Origin of the sequence: Streptomyces sp. NPDC005423, assembly GCF_040606415.1 — a bacterium.
Taxonomy (GTDB): Bacteria; Actinomycetota; Actinomycetes; order Streptomycetales; family Streptomycetaceae; genus Streptomyces.
In genome coordinates, this window is the sequence record NZ_JBEXET010000027.1 from 64,568 (window position 1) to 81,018 (window position 16,451).

The window sequence follows — 16,451 nt, forward strand, 5'->3', positions numbered from 1 at the left end:
ACCGGCTCGCTACTCCAGGCCCTTGAAGCGGTGCCCGGCCCACAGCAGCGCGCCCGCGCCACAGGCGAGGAGCAGGGCGGCTTCGAGCAGGAGAGGGGGTTGCCACCCGGCCCAGTCGAGGCCGCCGACCGCCGCCCGGTCCGGTGCCCGCAGGGCGATGCAGCGGCGGAGCAGGTCCACTCCGTAGGCCAGCGGATTGGCGGCGGCCAGTGTGTGGGCCCAGGAGGGGAGGGCCTGGAGCGGGAAGAAGCCGCCGGAGAGGAACAGCAGTGGCGTCATCCCCACACCGAGCAGCGTGTGGAACGTCTCGGCCCTGCCGAGGGTCACGGCCAGGACCAGGGCGAGGGAGGTGAGGGCGAACGAGATCAGGATCATGCCGGCGAGGAGCAGCACCAGGAGAACCGGGTCGTAGGGCAGGCCGACCACGCCCGCCAGGCCGAGCAGTACGGTGCCCTGGACCGCGGCGACCAGGGTTCCGCCGGCGCAGATGCCCAGGAGCAGGGTGGAGCGGCGGACCGGGGCCATCAGCAGTTCCCGGAGGTAGCCGCTCTGGCGGTCGAGGATCAGGCGGATGCCGACCATGGTCGCCGGCGCCTGCACCGTCATCATCAGCATGCCGGGGAAGAGGTAGGTCTGGTAGCCGACGCCCAGGGACGCGGTGGGGATGAGCGCGGCCAGGCCGCCTCCGAGGACGAGGAGGTACAGCACCGGCTGGAGCATCATCAGCGCGGCCTGGGCGCGCTGGCCGGTCAGGCGGAGCAGATCGCGGTACATCAGGCCGTGGATCGCGCGGAGTTCGTGCCGCAGGCCGCCCGCCCGTCCGCCGCCCGGAGCGCGGGCGGCGGCGGGAGCCGAGGAGTGCGCGGGGAGCGTGGTCATGGGCCGCCGCCGGTTTCTGCCGTCGCCTCGGACGGGGTGGTACCGGCCGTTGCCTGGCCGGTGTGCGCGCCGTGGAGGCTGCGGCCGGTGTGGTGGAAGAAGACGTCGTCGAGTGTGGGCGGGGTGGCCGAGGCGGCGTGCACGGCGATGCCGTGACGTGCCAGCGACGCGCACAGGCGGGGGATCCAGGAACTGCCCTCGGGTACCCGGAGGCAGACCCCGTTCGCGTCCACCGTGACGGAGTGGGCCGGCGGCGCGCTCCGGCGGACGATCTGGTGTGCCGTGATGTCCGCGCTGGTGCGCAGCACGACCCGGTCGTCGCCGATCGCGACCTTCAGCGCGAGCGGTGTGCCCTGGGCCACCAGTTCGCCGTGGTCGATGATGGCGATGCGGTCGCAGTTCTCCGCCTCTTCGAGGTAGTGCGTGGTGACGAAGAGCGTGTTGCCGTGCCGCTCGCGCAGGGTGAGCAGATGCTCCCAGACCTGTGCGCGGGCATGCGGGTCCAGCCCGGTGGTCGGCTCGTCCAGGAACAACACGGCGGGCGCGTGCAGCAGTTGACGGGCGATCTCCAGTCGGCGGCGGGTACCGCCGGACAGGGTGCGCACCGGAGAGCGGCGTCGGTCGGTCAGCCCGGCCGTCGCCAGTACGTCGGCTGCGCGGCGGCGGGCGACGTCGCGTCTCAGCCCGTAGAGGCGCGCGTGGACGTGCAGGTTCTGTTCGGCCGTCAGGTCGGGGTCGAGAGCGCTGTGCTGGAACAGCATGCCGACCTGCCGCCGTACCTCGTGGGGCTGGGCGCGTACGTCGGCGCCGGCCACCGTGGCGCGGCCGGCGGTGGGGCGGGCCAGGGCGCACAGCATGGCGATGGTGGTGGACTTCCCGGCGCCGTTGGGACCGAGGAAGGCGAAGGACTCGCCCTCCCGCACGTCCAGGTCCAGCCCGCGCACGGCATGGGTGGTGGTGCCGTCCGGGCCGGGGTAGCTCTTGGCCAGGCCGCGCGTCGTGATGGCGTACCCGGGGCCGGGCACGGACCCGGGGCTCTGTGCGGGCGCCGGGCGGGTGACCTCCGGAGTGGTGAAGGCGGTTGTCCTGCGGGCTGCCCGGCCGAGATCGTCGTCACCGGCGTGAAGCTGCATGTGGTCCGGTCCTCGTCTAGGGTTTCGCCGTCCGCTGCGGACCGTGCGTACGCGTCCGCTCGGGGCGCCTGGGTCGTGGCCGGTGGACCGGCCGGCGGCTGTCCGGAGACAGCCGCCGGCCGGGTGATGCCACCGTGCCTAGGCGCAGCTGATGCCGATGCAGACCGTGTTGAGCAGGGTCAGCAGGCCGACGCAGGCGCACGTCCCGGAGAACGACGCTCCGTCGACGCTGACCGGGTCCGTCTCGGGCAGGGCGTGGAGGTGGGCCAGCAGTTCGAGGTCCTGGATTTCCATGGGGTTCTCCTTCTGTTGAGCGGTGGCGGCAGGGATTTCTGCCGCTCAGTCCGGCAACTGGACCATCCAGTGCCGGAGGTCTGTGTGACGCGTACGCAGCAGGAAGGCCAAGGTCCCGGCGGACCCGTCGCTCCAGCTGGTCGAGACGTCTCCGTACTCGTTGGGGAAGACCAGGTGGCCGTGGCGACGGGCTCCCTCCGCGACGATGAGACGGCCCAGTTCCTCCGCCTCCGCCCGGTGCACGGGGTCGCCCGTGGCGACGGCCAGGTCGAGCAGGAAGTCACCGTTGCCCGCCAGCCCGTGGCACTGGCTGAGAGGGGCGCGGGAGGCGCGTTCCGTGACGGATCGCGCACTGCGCCGGGCGAGGTCACCGAACCTGTGGTCGCCGGTGACCTGCCACAGGCGGAGGAGGAAGGTGCCGATGCCCGCCGCGCCATGACACCAGTACGGGGCGGTGGGCACGTCCGTGGCGTGCGAGGGCCACTGGGCCGCCCCGTCGACGAGGACGGCGCCGGCCACCAGGCGCTCGCCGACCTCCAGGGCCAGCTCCATGTGTTCGGGGCACCGCGAGACGAGCGCGGCGGAGAGGAGGAAGCAGCCGATGCCGGCCGCTCCGTGGGCGAAGCCGAGGTACTGCTTGCCGGATTCGCCGGAGAGCGCGTCCGCGGGCACCGGCCAGCTCACTCCGGACGGCTCGCGTTGTACGGCGCGGGCCAGCCGGTCGGCCGCGTCCACGGCCAGTTCGGCGAAGCGCGGGTCGCCGCTGCGGTGCCACAGGTGGATGGCGGCCGTGCCACTGCCCGCGGTGCCGTGGGTGATGTCGTGGTGGAGCGAGGACTCCTGCGGAGCCAGCGCCAGTGCCAGCGCGTGGTCGACGAGTGCCCGGTCGTCGATGGCGCGTCCGGCGTCGTAGAGCGCCCAGGCGGTGCCACGGCCGCCGAAGTGCAGGCCGGGGCGGGTGGAGCCGGTGTCCGTGCGGTCCGCGATCCAGCGGCCCGCGGTGTGGAGCAGCGCGGGCAGCCGGGGGTCCTCGGAGACCTCGAAGTACCGTGTCAGGACGGCCAGTACACCGGCCGCGCCCTGCTGCACGGTGCAGGGGTCGGTCTCCCCGGCCCTGGTCGACACCGGCCACAGCCGCCGGTCGTCCGCCGGGGTCATCGAGTCGACGAGGTGGTTTACGAGCCCGGCCACCGCGTCGTGCGGGGAGTCCGCGCGGTCCGCGAGCGCGCTGCGGGCCGTGCGGGTCGAGCCGACCGTGCGGGTCGCGGTGTCGGGCCCGGGCCGGCCCGGGGCGCCGGCCTGCCGGAGCGCCTCACGGGCCCGGGACGGATCCCAGCGCTCGGCGGGATCGTCCCGCATCAGCCCGAGGACCAACTCGACCAATCCGTCGGGCAGTTGCAGGAACTCGGTACACGCGGTCAGCCATCCGGCGAGCCGCTCCTGGTCGGTCCTGGCGGCGGGCTCCTCCGGCAGCAGGTTCGGCACCTTCCCGGCCAGGACGAAGCAGATGGTGGCGCCGAGGCTGTAGTAGTCGGCCGTCGTGGAGACGGGCGCGTCGGCCAGGCGCTCAGGGGCGCTGAAGCCGGGGGTTCCGACCCGGGTCGGCAGCGCGAACTCGTCCTCCACGACCGCGAGTTCGAGGTCGATCAGGCGCAGCACGCCATCGGGGCGGACCATGACGTTGCCCGGGGTGAAGTCCCGCAGGACGCAGCCATGGGCGTGGGCCGCCGCGACCAGGTCCACCAGACGGGCCACCTGGGCGAGGGCGTCGACGCCGTAGCGCGCACTCCCGACATCACGGAAGTGCTCGGCGACCCAGACCCGCAGGGGGACACCCGGGACCTCGCTCTGCGCCAGGAACAGGTGCCCGCCGTGTTCGAAGAGCGCCAGGGCGTCCGGAGCCAGCTCCGTGCCCTTGAGCTTCTCCAGCGCCCGCGCCTCGGCGCGCAGCCAGTCGCGGACGTCGCGGCCGGAGGTGTCGGCCTCCACGTGCGGACGCGTCTCCTTGATCACCACGGAGGCGCCGGTGCTGACGTCGGTTCCCCGGTAGACACCGCCCTTGTTGGTCTGCCGGATCGCCTCCCGTACGGCGAAACGGCCTCCGAGCAGCACCGGACGGCTCGCCGCCTCCGCCGTGCGCCGCGGGGCGGGCACCGAGGCGGGGAACGGGCAGACCGCCCAGGCGGGCGGAGCGTAACGGCCGCTGCGCTCGTCCTCCACGGGATTGCCGTCGGGGTCCTCGATGTACCACATCAGCAGGCCCACGTCCGAGAGCCGCCGGCGGGCGGCGAAGGCGCCGTAGCGGTAGTGCACCAGGCTGTCCGCGGCGTACGGCTGGTCCGACAGGATGCGCGGCCCGGTCAGTCCCGCCGTGGCACGGTGCAACTCCCGGGCGAGCCGGGCCGCGTCGGCGTCGGAACGCGGGTAGACGGTGATGAACTTGCCCGAGCTTCCCCGCGGCGTGGAACGGGAGTTGAGCGCGCTCACCTGGTCGAGCGACCGGGTGAACTTGAACGCCGACTCGTCGCGCAGCAGCACGTCCAGACACTTCGCGAGAACGGCGGGCGCGGAGGCGGCAGTTGCCGACACGTGGAGCTTCCAGCCCTGAAGGCGCCGGGCCCCCGCACCCGGTACGACGCGGCACCACATCTCGTCCGTGTCGATCGTCCAGCGTGCCGCCGAGTCCGTCGCGTGCAGCGCTGTGTGGAGAAGGCCTGCCAGTTCGACGTCGGTTGCGTGGCTCGTCATCAGTCTCCCTCCCAACGGTGGCAACCGTTGGCCGGACTGTGCCCACCCACACGGGCGGGCAACATGCAGCCATCTGTATTCACTTGTCCGAGCGAGCGCACGGAGTTGGTTACCGACGAGAGGCGCCGCTGGGCGCGGAAAGGGCGTGCGGATGCCCGCGCCGCGGGCGGCACCCTCGCGAAGCGGGGGCGCGTCCACCGTGCCGTCCGCGCACCCGGCACCGGCCGACCAGGCCGTACTTCGGCGGAAGGGGCAGGAGGGACCCCGCGGGTTCCGCTGGTCGGGCCTCTCGTACGCTGGCGCCCGTGCCACCACTTCCGGAACCGCCGCCCGAGGACCAAGTCCCCTATATCCAACCGCTCGTTGACCCCGTTCCCGTCACGCTGCTGCCCACCCGGACCTGGACGCACGAGCAGTGGTCCCGCATCCGACAGGGCTTCCTGGGGCGGACCATGGAGGAGAAGTGGAACGTCGTGGTCGACGGGCGGACCGCCACCGTGTGGCGGTCGGGGATCGTCTTCTACGAGGTGACGTTCGAGCCCGTCGACGGCGGCTGGTGGATCGGCTCCGCGCTGACCTCGGCCGACCATCGAAGCCGGAACCCGGGTGAGGAGTACGCGATCGACGAACGGCACGGCGTGATGCTGGAGTGGATGATCACCGGCATTGTGCTAGGGGAGCCGGACGGGGACCTGCAGTACCGGCTCACCACCGTCATCGACCAGCCGTACCGCACAGGGGACGGGCTGCCCCAGCTGATCCTGCACACCACGCTCGGCTTGCGGGACGTGCGCTGACCGTCGCGAACGGGCGGGAGCGGCCCGTCACCCGTGCCGTCGGAACCGGCGTGGGCGTCAGCCCGTCGGCACGGCGGCCGGCACCGGCGTGAGCAGGTCGCGCGCCTGGACGGCGGGGAGGGACAGGGTGCGATACCCCACGCTCTCGAACAGGACCGTGATCTTGTCGCCCTCCTCGCTCATCACCTCGCCCTCGCCCCACGCGCTGTGCCCCACCCGCGTTCCGGGCGGGAAGGAGCCGTCGGCCGTCTCGGGCTCCAGCGGGTCGGGGCCCGTACCGGAGAGGATGTCTCCCGCGCGGACGGGGGTCTCCCTCAACTCCTGTGTACGGGCGCACACATCGCAGCCCGCGCAGTCGCCCTCCGCCAGCGTCTCACCGAAGTAGCCGAGCAGGTGGCGCCGGCGGCAGCCGTTCGTCTCCGCGTACGCCCGCATCATCTCCACCCGGGAACGCTCCAGATCGACACGGGCGGACGCGATCCGCATCGCCTCGCGGACGCAGACGTCCCGCCGCGCGCCGGGCACGGCCCGGACGCCGCCGCGCTTCTCCGTCGTCACAGCTCCGGCCTCCTCCAACAGGTGCAGCATCGACGTCAGGCGCGTCTGGGAGAGCTTGGTGCGTTCGCGCAGAGCGGTCGCCGTGACCGGTCCCCGGTGCTCGCGCACCGCGTCGATCAGCCCGTCCAGCACCTCCGGGTCGGGACGGGCGCCCGCCCGGAACCGCTGCACGCCGAGGTCCTCGGGCCGGTAGGCGAGGACCGCCGTCGACGGTTCCCCGTCGCGGCCCGCCCGGCCGATCTCCTGGTAGTAGGTGTCGAGGGAATCCGGCACCGACGCGTGCAGCACGAAGCGGATGTTCGGCTTGTCGATACCCATCCCGAACGCGGACGTCGCGACGACCACGTCCAGTTCACCGTCCCGGAACCGGTCGTGCGTCCGGGACCGCTCCGACGCCGACAGCCCCGCGTGGTAGGGGGCGCTGTCGAACCCGAGGGCCGCCAGCTCCTCCGCGTACTCCTCGGTCTCGCGCCGCGTCCCGGCGTAGACGATGCCCGGTTTGGCCTCCGCCGCGGCCCGTTCCACCACCCACCGGCGCTTCTCCGCGTTCTCCCGGTGCCGTACGACCTCCAGCGTGATGTTGCGGCGGTCGAACCCCGCGACCACCTCGTGCGCCTCGCGCATGCCGAGCCGCTCCACGATGTCCGCCCGCACGGGGGCCGCCGCGCTGGCGGTGAGGGCGAGGAGCGGCGGCCGGCCGATGCGCTCGCGCACATGGCAGAGGTTCAGGTAGTCGGGCCGGAAGTCGTAGCCCCACGAGGAGACGCAGTGCGCCTCGTCGACCACCATGAGCGCGGGAGCGGCGGCGGCGAGCTGCTTCACCACCTCGTCCTTGGCCAGTTGCTCGGGTGAGACGAACAGGAAGTCCAGGCTGCCCTCGCGGACGCGCTCCCAGGCGGCTTCGTTGTCCCGCGCGGGCTGCGCGGAGTTGACGGCCGAGGCGCTGGATCCCTCGATACCGGTGAGATGGGCGACCTGGTCCCGCTGGAGCGCTATCAGGGGCGAGACCACGACGGTCGGCCCCTCCAGCAGCACACCCGGCACCTGGTAGACGGCCGACTTCCCCGCGCCCGTCGGCATCACGACGATGGTGTCGCGCCCTTCCATCACGGCTGTCATGGCGTCGAGTTGGGACGGGCGCAGCCGCTCCCAGCCGAACACGTCCCGGGCGCAGCGGTTCAGGCGACTCCTGAGTGACCTGGCCTTGAAGTATCCGACCTTGGCACGCATGGCTCTCCTGACGCCGCTCTCCGATGGGTTCGGCGCTCGTGTACCCCCGACCGGGCCGGAAAACGGCTCACCCGCCGGGAGTTGCCGTTCCGTGTCCTCGCGGGTCGAGCCATGCGCCGGTCACGGCCGGCGGCTCCCGTCGGCGTGGAGACCGGTTTCGGAGGGCTCGGCGGGAACCGGGCGATACGTCCGAGATCTCATGGGGCGAAGAGGGCCCGGTCCGTGTGTGTCCTGAAGCATTCCTGCTCGCCGCCCGCCGTGGGGCTGAAGCAGGCTTGCACGGACGTCCCGGGACTGACCACGCTCATGGAGGTGTGGACGTAGGCGTTCGCCTCGTCGTGGCTGGTGACCCGGACGCCGCGGAGGGCGCCGGCCGGGCCGCTCGTCCGGAGTTCGGCGCGGTCGTTGACGGCCGCGCCCCACGCGCGGGCCCAGACCGTCCCGCACTCCTGGCTGTAGCGGATCTGGATCCAGGCGCCCGTGCCGGTCCTGTGCTCGGCGAGGGTCACCGGGTCGGCGGCGCACTTCATTGTGATCGGGTCCTTGTCCTGACAGGCGGTGTGCCGGCAGAGCGCCCCGGTGGCCGGAGGGGGCATGGGGTACGGCTGCACCTGCCTGCGCTGCGACGGAGGGAGGTGGACGAGCACCAGCGTGCCGAGGACCAGGGCGCAGAGCGACGCGAGGGCGGTGAGGACGGTAGCGCGCCGGTGTCCGTCCGGGCCGGTACGGGGGTGGCCGGTGGCGGGCGGGACCGTCTCGCCCCGGCCGGTGCCGGACGGGACGGTGACGCCGGACGAAGCCGGGGTGTCCGTACGGGAGTCGGTGCGCTGCCGGACCCGCGTCCCCGGCGCCGGACCACTGTCCTCCGGGCGGTCCGTGCGGTCCGTGTGGTCGGTGCGGTCCGTCGGGTCGGTGCCAACGGTGGGGTCCGTGGGGTCCGCGCCGTCCGTGGGGTCCGCGCCGTCCGTGGGGTCCGTGCCGTGCGGGGGGTCCGCGCGGCTCGTGCGCTCCGTGCGGGCGATGTCCAAGAGTGCCAGCGCGTGGTCGGCGGGTTCACCGGCGAGATGGCACAGCTCCTTGACCGCGCTGCGGGGTGGCAGGCTCTTGCCGTTGAGATAGCGCTCCCAGGACGACTTGCTGAAGGTGGTCGCGTGGGCGAGCTGTGCCAGGCTCAGACCGGTGCGCTGCCTCAACTCCCGCAGTACGGACGCCAGTCGGGCGCCCGGCGGTGAGGGTGCGGCGGGTGTCATCCGCGCAACGCCTTCCAGGAGCGCGGACCGAGCATGCCGTCGACGGTCAGGCCCGCGCGCAGCTGGAACGTCCTGACCGCCCGCAGCGTCAGGGGGCCGAACATGCCGTCGATCCCGCCCGGTGAGATGCCCGCCCGGCGCAGCAGACACTGCGCCTCGGCGACGTCCGCGCCGGTGGCGCCGTAGAAGATCTCGGTGTCCCGGCCGTCGTTGACGCCTGCCGACCAGCGGCCGTCGACGCGCGTGATGTGACAGGTGTAGGAGGGCTGCGGGGAGGTCGCCGTGGTGCGGGGCGGGGTGGCGACGGCCGCCGGGGCGACATCGTCGTCGAGGCGCTGGAGGAGCAGCAGTGCCGCCAGGAGGGCCACGGCCAGGGCGGCGACGCCTGCCGTCAGGGCGATGTGCGAGAAACGGCCGGGGGCCGCTCCGGTGACGGGTGGCCCCGTGGGCGCGGTCGGTACGGGCGCAGACCCGGGACGCGGCTCCGCCGACGGCTCCTGCTCCGATCCCCGTTCCTGTTCCCGGCCTTGTTCCTGTTCGTGGCCCTGTCCTTGTCCTTGCTCTTGTTCATGGTCCGGCCCTTGCCGCCCCCGCGTGGTGAGCGGTGGCGGTGCGGCGGGCCTGGTGCGGCGGGTGTCCCAGGTGTCGGCGGCGATCTCGTGCAACGCGAACAGGGGAGTGGGGTCGGCCCCGGTGATCCGGGCCAGTGCCTCGACCGCCTCCCGGGGCGGCAGCGACGTACCTCCCAGGTACCGCTCCCACGACTTGGCGCTGTAGCCCGTCTTGGCCGCCAGCTGTCGCATCGTCAGCTCGCCGTGGTCCTTCAGCAGACGTAACCGTTCCGCCAACTGCCGCGCGGAAGGATCGAGTTCAGCGGGCAGCGCCTTGGAGCGCGGCATGGTTCCCCCCAATGCGGTCGTCAGCGTGAACGGCGGCCCCCTCCGCTGCTGCGCATTCTCCACGAGCCCGTCACATCTGTCACAGCGTCCCGCGCAGCCGTCCCGTCGGCTCCTGTCGTCGCAGGTCACCGGGGTAGTCGTCCCATGAAGTCGCCACTTGACGCACGGCCGTGGCCGTCGGCCCGGAGCGCCCTGCATCTTTGGTCCCGCCACCTGCTCGCCGGGCGGGACAGGTGCCGACCCACGACCGAAAGAGGAACGCATGCGACCGAACGCTCTGGGCAGGACCATCGCCGGCCTCGTGGCCGTTGCCGGGCTCGCCGCCGGCAGTGTGGCGACCGCGGGGATCAGCTACGCGGCGCCCGCGAGCACCGCGCGGACCACGGCTCTCGCACAGCCCGCCGTCGCGGCCACGACGCAGAACTTCGGTCTGACCACGGCCGAGGCCAAGAACGTCCAGGAGTTCCTCGCGGACTACTGGGGATACACCGACGGCATCGACGGTCAGCTGGGCACCAACAGCTGGAAGGCGTTCCAGCGCTGCCTCGCCCAGTACTGGGGCTACACGGGCGCCATCGACGGGGACCCCGGCACCAACACCATCAAGGCGCTCCAGCGTCTGCTGGCGTCCGACTACGGCTACACGGGCGCGATCGACGGTATCGCCGGTGCGGGCACCCGGGCGGCGTTCAAGCGCTTCGCCGGCTGACCTGACCTGACCCGTCCGACCGGTCCGGTCGTCGAGTGACCGGCCCCGGCCCGTCCTTGCCTCATGCAGGGACGGGCCGAGGACGTGTGTGCTCCCTCGGACCCGCGCTTCCGCCGTGGCGGGCGGAAGCGCCCCCGCCCGCCACGCGCCACTCCTGGCCGCCCCGCCCGACGACGCGTCGGACGACGCGCCGGTAGCCGAACTGCCCGAACTGCCCGACGTAACCGAAGTAATCGAACCGAAGGAGAACCTCGCCCCCATGGGAAGACTCGCATCGCTCGCTCACGCCGAAGACGAGAACGAAGGCTCACGGCATCCGGGGTCGCGCCGCACCGGCACGGGGTGGCGGATCCGGCTCGGGACCTTCGCCGCCACGGCGGCCTTGGTCTCGGCCGGCATCGTGATCGGTGCCGGTCCGGCAGTGGCGGCGCCGGTCGCCGTCAAGCTGACCTCCGCGTCCTGCCCCAACGAGATCGTGCAGGGCCAGACCAGCGGCTGTGTCACGGAGTTGCAGAACCTGCTGAACGCCCACGGTGCCGGTCTGACGGTGGACGGCCAGTTCGGGCCGAGCACGCTCTACGCGGTCCGTGAGTACCAGGCCGCCACCGCGATCGCCGTGGACGGGCGCGTGGGCCCCGCGACCAAGGTCAAGCTGTACGCGACCTCCGGCTCGGCGCCCGCCCCCGTCAATCTCCAGTCCTCCGCGTGCCCCGCGAACATTGTCCAGGGCAACCAGGGCGGATGCGTCACCGAACTCCAGCGGCTGCTGGTTCACCATGGCTACGCGGTCGACGTGGACGGCGACTTCGGCGCCGGTACGGCGAGTGCCGTGCGCAGCTTCCAGTCCTCGCACGGGCTCACCGCCGACGGCCAGGTCGGCACCGACACCAAGCGGGCGCTGTACGACACCGACGAGTCACCGGCGACGGGCCTGGACCTGCGGTCGGCGTCCTGCCCGGCGAACATCGTGGAGGGACAGAGCGGCGGTTGCGTCGCGACGCTTCAGTCGCTGCTGAACGGCAAGGGGCAGACCCTCGACGTCGACGGCAGCTTCGGCCCCCAGACCCTGACCGCGGTGAAGGCGTTCCAGTCCGCGAGCGGCCTCACCGCCGACGGCGAGGTCGGGACGAACACCAAGGCCGCCCTGTACGCGAACATCGGCGGCGGTGGCGGCAACGGGGCGGCCGCGCCGATCAACCTGAACTCCGCCTCCTGCCCGGCCGAGATCGTGCAGGGCCAACGCAGCGGCTGCGTAACGGAGTTGCAGAGCCTGCTCAACCACCACGGTGCCGATCTCGCCGTCGACGGCGACTTCGGTCCGCTCACCGACAGCGCCGTCAGGGACTTCCAGGCCGAGAAGGGTCTCTCGGTCGACGGCCACGTGGGTCCGAACACCAAGAGCGCGCTGTACGGCGAGGTCACCCCGCCGTCGTCGACGCCGCCCGGCGGCGGCTACGCCAAGATCCTCGACGTGGCCGAGGCCGAGGCCGGCACGGTCGAGGGCAGCGCCCGCGCGAACAGCTACGGCTCGGCCGTGGGTCTTTCGCTCTCCACGAGTGACTACGCCTGGTGCGCGACGTTCGTGAGCTGGGTGGCCAAGCAGACCGGTGCCAGCTCCTACCGCAACACCTATGTCTCGGGCTGGGTGAAGCAGGCGCGGGCAGGCAACTACCACCTCTCGGTGACGACGAGCCCGCAGCCGGGCGACATCGTGGCCTTCGACTGGGACGGCGGCAGCGACTTCACCGGGGGCAACGAGCACATAGGCATCGTGCGCACGGTGTCGTCCGGATCGTCCTTCACCACCGTCGAGGGCAACACCGGCAACCCCAACGGCGGAAGCGACGGCGTCTACGTCAAGTCCCGCTCCACGAACAGTGGTTACGACGTGGTCTTCATCCGCGTCCGCTGAGCGGTGCCGCCGGGCTCGGGGGGCCTTCGCGCGTCGCACGACGACGGATCTCCCGCCTCTTCCACGAGGCGGGAGATCCGTCGCGTCGGCCGGTCGTCAGCAGTAGAGGTTGGCGCCGGGGGTGACGCCGAGGATCGAGGTGATGCGGTTGTACGCGTCCACGCGGCTCTGCACCTGGGCCGGGCTCCGGCCGTCGCACTCCACCGAGCCGTTGATGGAGCGGATGGTCTGGCCGAAGCCCGCGCTGCTGACCATGGCGTTGTGCGGCGTCATCGTGCCGGGGCCGCTCTGGGTGTTCCAGTACCAGAGCGCGGTCTTCCAGGCAACGGCGGCGTCGTTCTGCACCAGCCACGGGTTGCCGAGCAGGTCGATGCCGAGGGCGTCGCCCGCGGCCTTGTAGTTGAAGTTCCAGCTGAGCTGGAGCGGACCGCGCCCGTAGTAGGCGGACTGGCCGGCCGGGCAGCCGTACGACTGGCTCCAGTCGCAGTACGTCGCGTAGTTGGCGGTGTTCTGCTCCACCACGTACACCAACCCGCCCGTCTCGTGGCTGACGTTGGCGAGGAAGGCCGCGGCCTCCTGCTTCCTGACCGTGTCGCTGCCGGCGTTGGCGAAGGCGGGGTAGGCGCCGAGGGCGGCGGTGAGACCGCTGTAGGTGTAGAAGGAGTTCCGGTTCGGGAACATCTGGTTGAACTGCGTCTCGCTCACCACGAAGCTGCCGACGGGCGTGCTGGGGCCGCTGTCGCAGGCGTACGGCTCCCAGTACCAGGTGCTGATGACGGGGTCGTAGCCGGGGTTGTCGTGCTCGGCGATGTAAGCCTTGCCGTCGGTGTAGCGGACGATGTTCCCGGTCGCGTAGGACCTGCCCGCCACCCAGTCGGGGTAGCTGGAACACGCGGCGGCGGACGCGCTCGCGGCGGGAAGGACCACGGGGGTGAGGCCTCCCAGCACGAGTGCGGTCAGGACTGCTGAGATGCGGCGCCTCGACACAGGCACGACTCCTCTGTGAAGCACGGCCGTTCCCCGTCGGGGGCAGGGCGGAGCGAAGCCTTGTGCGCACGAGCCGGGCGGACCGGCCACGGCGTGGGGGGCGGCCGTGGTGGGGGATGGGGAAACCTCACTCAACCGCATTGGTATGGACCAGTCAAGGGTATAGACCTGTCAACCGCCGTTCCCGCCGCGCGAGTTGCGCGTGTCCCCGCACTTCCGCCACTCCTGTCACCACCCTGTACCGCACCCCGTGTTCGAGATAGCGTCACCTCGCAACTGGCGAATGAAACGATTCAACGCACTGTCGTTCAGAGTTCAGGGAGGCATCGTGGCGTCGCACGGCACACCGGAGGAAGGCGTTTCCCGACGCGTCGTTCTGGCCGCGGCGGGCACCGCGGGGCTCACCGTCGCGGCCCTCGGCGCCGCGCCGCCGTCGGCACAGGCGCTCCCCGCCGACGGGTCCGTCGCGACCGGCACCGCCAACTCGGCCCGCCGCAAGCGTGGTTGGCACCAGTACGTGCAGGGTCCCGCCTCCCGTACGGTCCGGCCCGTGCGGATCATCTCGGTCGACGGCGACGTCCGCGACCCCGAGGCGCTGCTCAAGCCGGGCGGCGCCACCACCGTGCTGCGGCGGCCGAGCCCCGAGGCGGCTCCCCGCTGGCCCGAGGGCACGACCGCCCAGGCCTCGTCGGCGCACGCCGGCAACAACGGCAACGACGGCCGGCCGCGCACCTACGACGCGGCCAACGCCGTCGACGGCGACCCGGACACCTTCTGGAACGACGACACCATCGGGGTGTTCCCCGACACGCTCACCATCGTCACGCCCCAGGTCACGGCGGTGCGCGGGATCACCGTGATCTCCAACGCCGACGGAGTGCCGACCGACCTCACCGTCGACGTGTGGCGCGACGGCGACTGGCACACCGCCGCCACGGTCACGGGGAACGACGCGGTCCAGCGGGCCGTTCCGTTCACCGAGGAGTTCACCACCGACCGGGTGCGGATCACGGTGAACGCCGCCCAGGACACCTCGCACGGCGACTTCACCCGGATCAACGAGGTGTGGCCCGCACCGGTCGCCCCGGTTCCCGTCCCGAGCGTCACCGTGGACTTCGGCAAGGTGGTGGTGGGGTATCCGCGGCTCCGGTTCGTCTCGGCCTCCGCCGGCTCGCCCGGTGTGCGGCTGGCGTTCTCCGAGACCCGCCAGTTCCTCACCGGCCGCTCGGACTTCACCCGCTCCGACCAGGCGGGCGGCGCCGGACAGGGCACGGACCAGTTCGCCGTACCCGCGGGCGGCGCCGACTGGGAGGACCACAAGGGCTTCCAGGCCGGCGACAAGGTGTTCGCCGACGGACTGCACGGCTTCCGCTACCTCACCGTCAGCCTCGACGCGCTCGCCTCCGACAGCCCCGCCGCGCAGCCCTGGGGCACGGTGGAGATCGACTCGGTGGAGCTGCGGTTCACCGCCTGCCTGGGCACGCCCAGCACCTACCGCGGCTGGTTCCTCTGCTCCGACGAGGAGTTGAATCGTTACTGGTACGGAGCCTCGTACACCAACGAACTGGTCACCGACACCTTCCGCCAGGACGACGTCGATCCGCGGGGCGCCTGGAGCGCCACCCTGGAGGGGAAGCAGGTCCTGCACGACGGCGCCAAACGCGACCGCGACCCCTACGTCGGCGACCTCGCCGTCTCCGCGCGCACTCTCTACCTGACCCATGACGACACCGCGGCGGCGGCCCGCAACGTCCTCGCCGACCTCGCCGACCACCAGCGCGCCGACGGCTGGATCCCGCCCGCCTCCATCAACGGCTACACCCTCCCCCTCTTCGACTATCCGCTGTACTGGGTGACGTGCAGCTGGGACTACGTCCTCTACACCGGGGACCGCGCCTACGCCGCCCGCTACCACCCGGCCCTGGTGAAGGTCCTGGACGCCTGGTACCCGAGCGTCACCGACGGCGCGGGCCTGCTGAGCAAGGGCCTCAACGGCACCAGCGGCTACGGCGACTACGCGTTCCTGGGCCGCACGGGCCGCGTCACCTACTACAACGCGCTCTACGTGCAGGCCCTCAAGAACGCGGCCCAACTGGCCGGAGCGCTGGGCCAGGACGCCGACGCCACCCGCTGGAGCGCCCGTGCGGAGCAGGTCGCGCGGGCCGTCAACGCGCTGCTGTGGGACGCCGACGCGGGCGCCTACCTCGACTCCGCGACCGGCCCCGTGCGGCACGCGCAGGACGGCAACGCCCTGGCCGTCGTCACGGGCATCGCCGACACCGGCCGCGCCGCGTCGGCGCTCGCCCACCTCGACGCGACGACGAGACAGCCGTACGGGAACGCGTTCATGGACAACGACACCCTCTTCGCGCAGGCGTCCCAGCGGGTCTACGCCTTCACCTCCTACCCGGAGATCGAGGCCCGCTTCCTGAGCGGCCGGGCCGCCTCCGCGCTCGACCAGATCCGCCGCACCTACGGCTGGATGGACCGCAACGACCCCGGCACCACCCACTGGGAGGGCATCGGCCCGGACGGGTCGCCGTACGAGGGCGCCTTCACCAGCATGGCGCACGGCTGGTCCACCGGAGTGCTGCCGGCCCTGACCCACCACCTGCTGGGCGCCCGGCCCACCTCGCCCGGCTACGCCACCTGGGAGGTCCACCCGCAGCCCGGCGACGTCGACTGGGCCACGGGCCAACTGCCTACCCCGAACGGCCCGTTGACCGTCGAGTGGGAGAACGACGCCCGGCAGTTCCGGCTCACCGTCCAGGTGCCCGCGCACACCCGGGGCTCGGTCGCGTTCCCCGGCGACGCGCAAGGGCAGCACGTGCGCGCCGGCCGCCGGACCCTCTGGGACGGGCGCCGGGCCGTGGCCCGCTCCGTGACCGGCACCGGCGGGACCGTCGTCGTCTCGGACCTCGGCCCGGGCACCCACAGCTTCGTGAGCCAACAGCCGTCCACCTGACCCCACTTGACGCCGCTCGATCCTGTGATGTCACCAAGCGTAAACACGTGGACGCCGAGGGTGTCCGCGCGGGACACTTTCCGTTCCGGA

General features: G+C 72.2%; 12 protein-coding genes. 4 read left to right on the forward strand and 8 right to left on the reverse strand.

From position 1 onward, the window contains the following. Positions 1 to 9: 9 nt before the first annotated feature. The 4 genes from ABZT12_RS25795 to lanL all read right to left on the reverse strand — a co-directional run bounded on the left by ABZT12_RS25795 (position 10) and on the right by lanL (position 5,054). Entirely contained in the window at positions 10 to 879 is an 870-nt protein-coding gene (locus tag ABZT12_RS25795; RefSeq protein WP_356388777.1) for an ABC transporter permease, read from the reverse strand. Next, positions 876 to 2,012, reverse strand: a complete 1,137-nt coding sequence (locus ABZT12_RS25800; protein ID WP_356388779.1) for an ATP-binding cassette domain-containing protein — start codon at positions 2,010 to 2,012, stop codon at positions 876 to 878. The genes ABZT12_RS25795 and ABZT12_RS25800 overlap by 4 nt, the downstream gene beginning before the upstream one ends. A 138-nt stretch (positions 2,013 to 2,150) precedes the next feature. Continuing rightward, the gene (locus ABZT12_RS25805; RefSeq protein ID WP_356388781.1) at positions 2,151 to 2,306 is read right to left on the reverse strand and encodes a VenA family class IV lanthipeptide; all 156 of its coding nucleotides are present in this window, start codon (positions 2,304 to 2,306) and stop codon (positions 2,151 to 2,153) included. Between the two features lie 45 nt (positions 2,307 to 2,351). Next, positions 2,352 to 5,054, reverse strand: coding sequence for a class IV lanthionine synthetase LanL (gene lanL, locus ABZT12_RS25810; protein ID WP_356388783.1), 2,703 nt, complete (start codon positions 5,052 to 5,054; stop codon positions 2,352 to 2,354). Between the two features lie 305 nt (positions 5,055 to 5,359). On the opposite strand from lanL, the gene ABZT12_RS25815 reads away from it, so the two are divergent. After that, positions 5,360 to 5,851, forward strand: coding sequence for a hypothetical protein (locus ABZT12_RS25815; RefSeq protein WP_356388785.1), 492 nt, complete (start codon positions 5,360 to 5,362; stop codon positions 5,849 to 5,851). Between the two features lie 57 nt (positions 5,852 to 5,908). Here ABZT12_RS25815 and ABZT12_RS25820 read toward each other — a convergent pair whose 3' ends face one another. The 3 genes from ABZT12_RS25820 to ABZT12_RS25830 all read right to left on the reverse strand — a co-directional run bounded on the left by ABZT12_RS25820 (position 5,909) and on the right by ABZT12_RS25830 (position 9,788). Beyond that, on the reverse strand, positions 5,909 to 7,639 hold the full coding sequence (locus tag ABZT12_RS25820; protein ID WP_356388787.1) for a RecQ family ATP-dependent DNA helicase: 1,731 nt from the start codon (positions 7,637 to 7,639) through the stop codon (positions 5,909 to 5,911). Positions 7,640 to 7,836: 197 nt separating this feature from the next. Further along, positions 7,837 to 8,889, reverse strand: coding sequence for a helix-turn-helix domain-containing protein (locus ABZT12_RS25825; protein WP_356388789.1), 1,053 nt, complete (start codon positions 8,887 to 8,889; stop codon positions 7,837 to 7,839). After that, on the reverse strand, positions 8,886 to 9,788 hold the full coding sequence (locus ABZT12_RS25830; RefSeq protein WP_356388791.1) for a peptidoglycan-binding protein: 903 nt from the start codon (positions 9,786 to 9,788) through the stop codon (positions 8,886 to 8,888). The genes ABZT12_RS25825 and ABZT12_RS25830 overlap by 4 nt, the downstream gene beginning before the upstream one ends. Before the next feature lie 262 nt (positions 9,789 to 10,050). Here ABZT12_RS25830 and ABZT12_RS25835 point away from each other — a divergent pair, with 262 nt between their 5' ends. Beyond that, entirely contained in the window at positions 10,051 to 10,497 is a 447-nt protein-coding gene (locus ABZT12_RS25835) for a peptidoglycan-binding protein (RefSeq protein WP_356388793.1), read from the forward strand. Positions 10,498 to 10,756: 259 nt separating this feature from the next. Next, the gene (locus tag ABZT12_RS25840) at positions 10,757 to 12,409 is read left to right on the forward strand and encodes a peptidoglycan-binding protein (protein WP_356388795.1); all 1,653 of its coding nucleotides are present in this window, start codon (positions 10,757 to 10,759) and stop codon (positions 12,407 to 12,409) included. 96 nt (positions 12,410 to 12,505) lie between these two features. On the opposite strand, the gene ABZT12_RS25845 is transcribed toward ABZT12_RS25840, so the two are convergent. Beyond that, the gene (locus ABZT12_RS25845) at positions 12,506 to 13,396 is read right to left on the reverse strand and encodes a glycoside hydrolase family 19 protein (RefSeq protein WP_356388838.1); all 891 of its coding nucleotides are present in this window, start codon (positions 13,394 to 13,396) and stop codon (positions 12,506 to 12,508) included. Positions 13,397 to 13,724: 328 nt separating this feature from the next. On the opposite strand from ABZT12_RS25845, the gene ABZT12_RS25850 reads away from it, so the two are divergent. After that, a complete protein-coding gene (locus ABZT12_RS25850) occupies positions 13,725 to 16,361 on the forward strand; it encodes an alpha-L-rhamnosidase C-terminal domain-containing protein (RefSeq protein ID WP_356388797.1) in 2,637 nt (878 codons plus the stop codon). Positions 16,362 to 16,451: the final 90 nt, after the last annotated feature.

Coding starts and splice junctions, on each gene's coding strand:
- ABZT12_RS25795 (WP_356388777.1), bottom strand. CDS start 879: ATGACCACGCTCCCCGCGCACTCCTCGGCTCCCGCCGCCGCCCGCGCT.
- ABZT12_RS25800 (WP_356388779.1), bottom strand. CDS start 2,012: ATGCAGCTTCACGCCGGTGACGACGATCTCGGCCGGGCAGCCCGCAGG.
- ABZT12_RS25805 (WP_356388781.1), bottom strand. CDS start 2,306: ATGGAAATCCAGGACCTCGAACTGCTGGCCCACCTCCACGCCCTGCCC.
- lanL (WP_356388783.1), bottom strand. CDS start 5,054: ATGACGAGCCACGCAACCGACGTCGAACTGGCAGGCCTTCTCCACACA.
- ABZT12_RS25820 (WP_356388787.1), bottom strand. CDS start 7,639: ATGCGTGCCAAGGTCGGATACTTCAAGGCCAGGTCACTCAGGAGTCGC.
- ABZT12_RS25825 (WP_356388789.1), bottom strand. CDS start 8,889: ATGACACCCGCCGCACCCTCACCGCCGGGCGCCCGACTGGCGTCCGTA.
- ABZT12_RS25830 (WP_356388791.1), bottom strand. CDS start 9,788: ATGCCGCGCTCCAAGGCGCTGCCCGCTGAACTCGATCCTTCCGCGCGG.
- ABZT12_RS25835 (WP_356388793.1), top strand. CDS start 10,051: ATGCGACCGAACGCTCTGGGCAGGACCATCGCCGGCCTCGTGGCCGTT.
- ABZT12_RS25840 (WP_356388795.1), top strand. CDS start 10,757: ATGGGAAGACTCGCATCGCTCGCTCACGCCGAAGACGAGAACGAAGGC.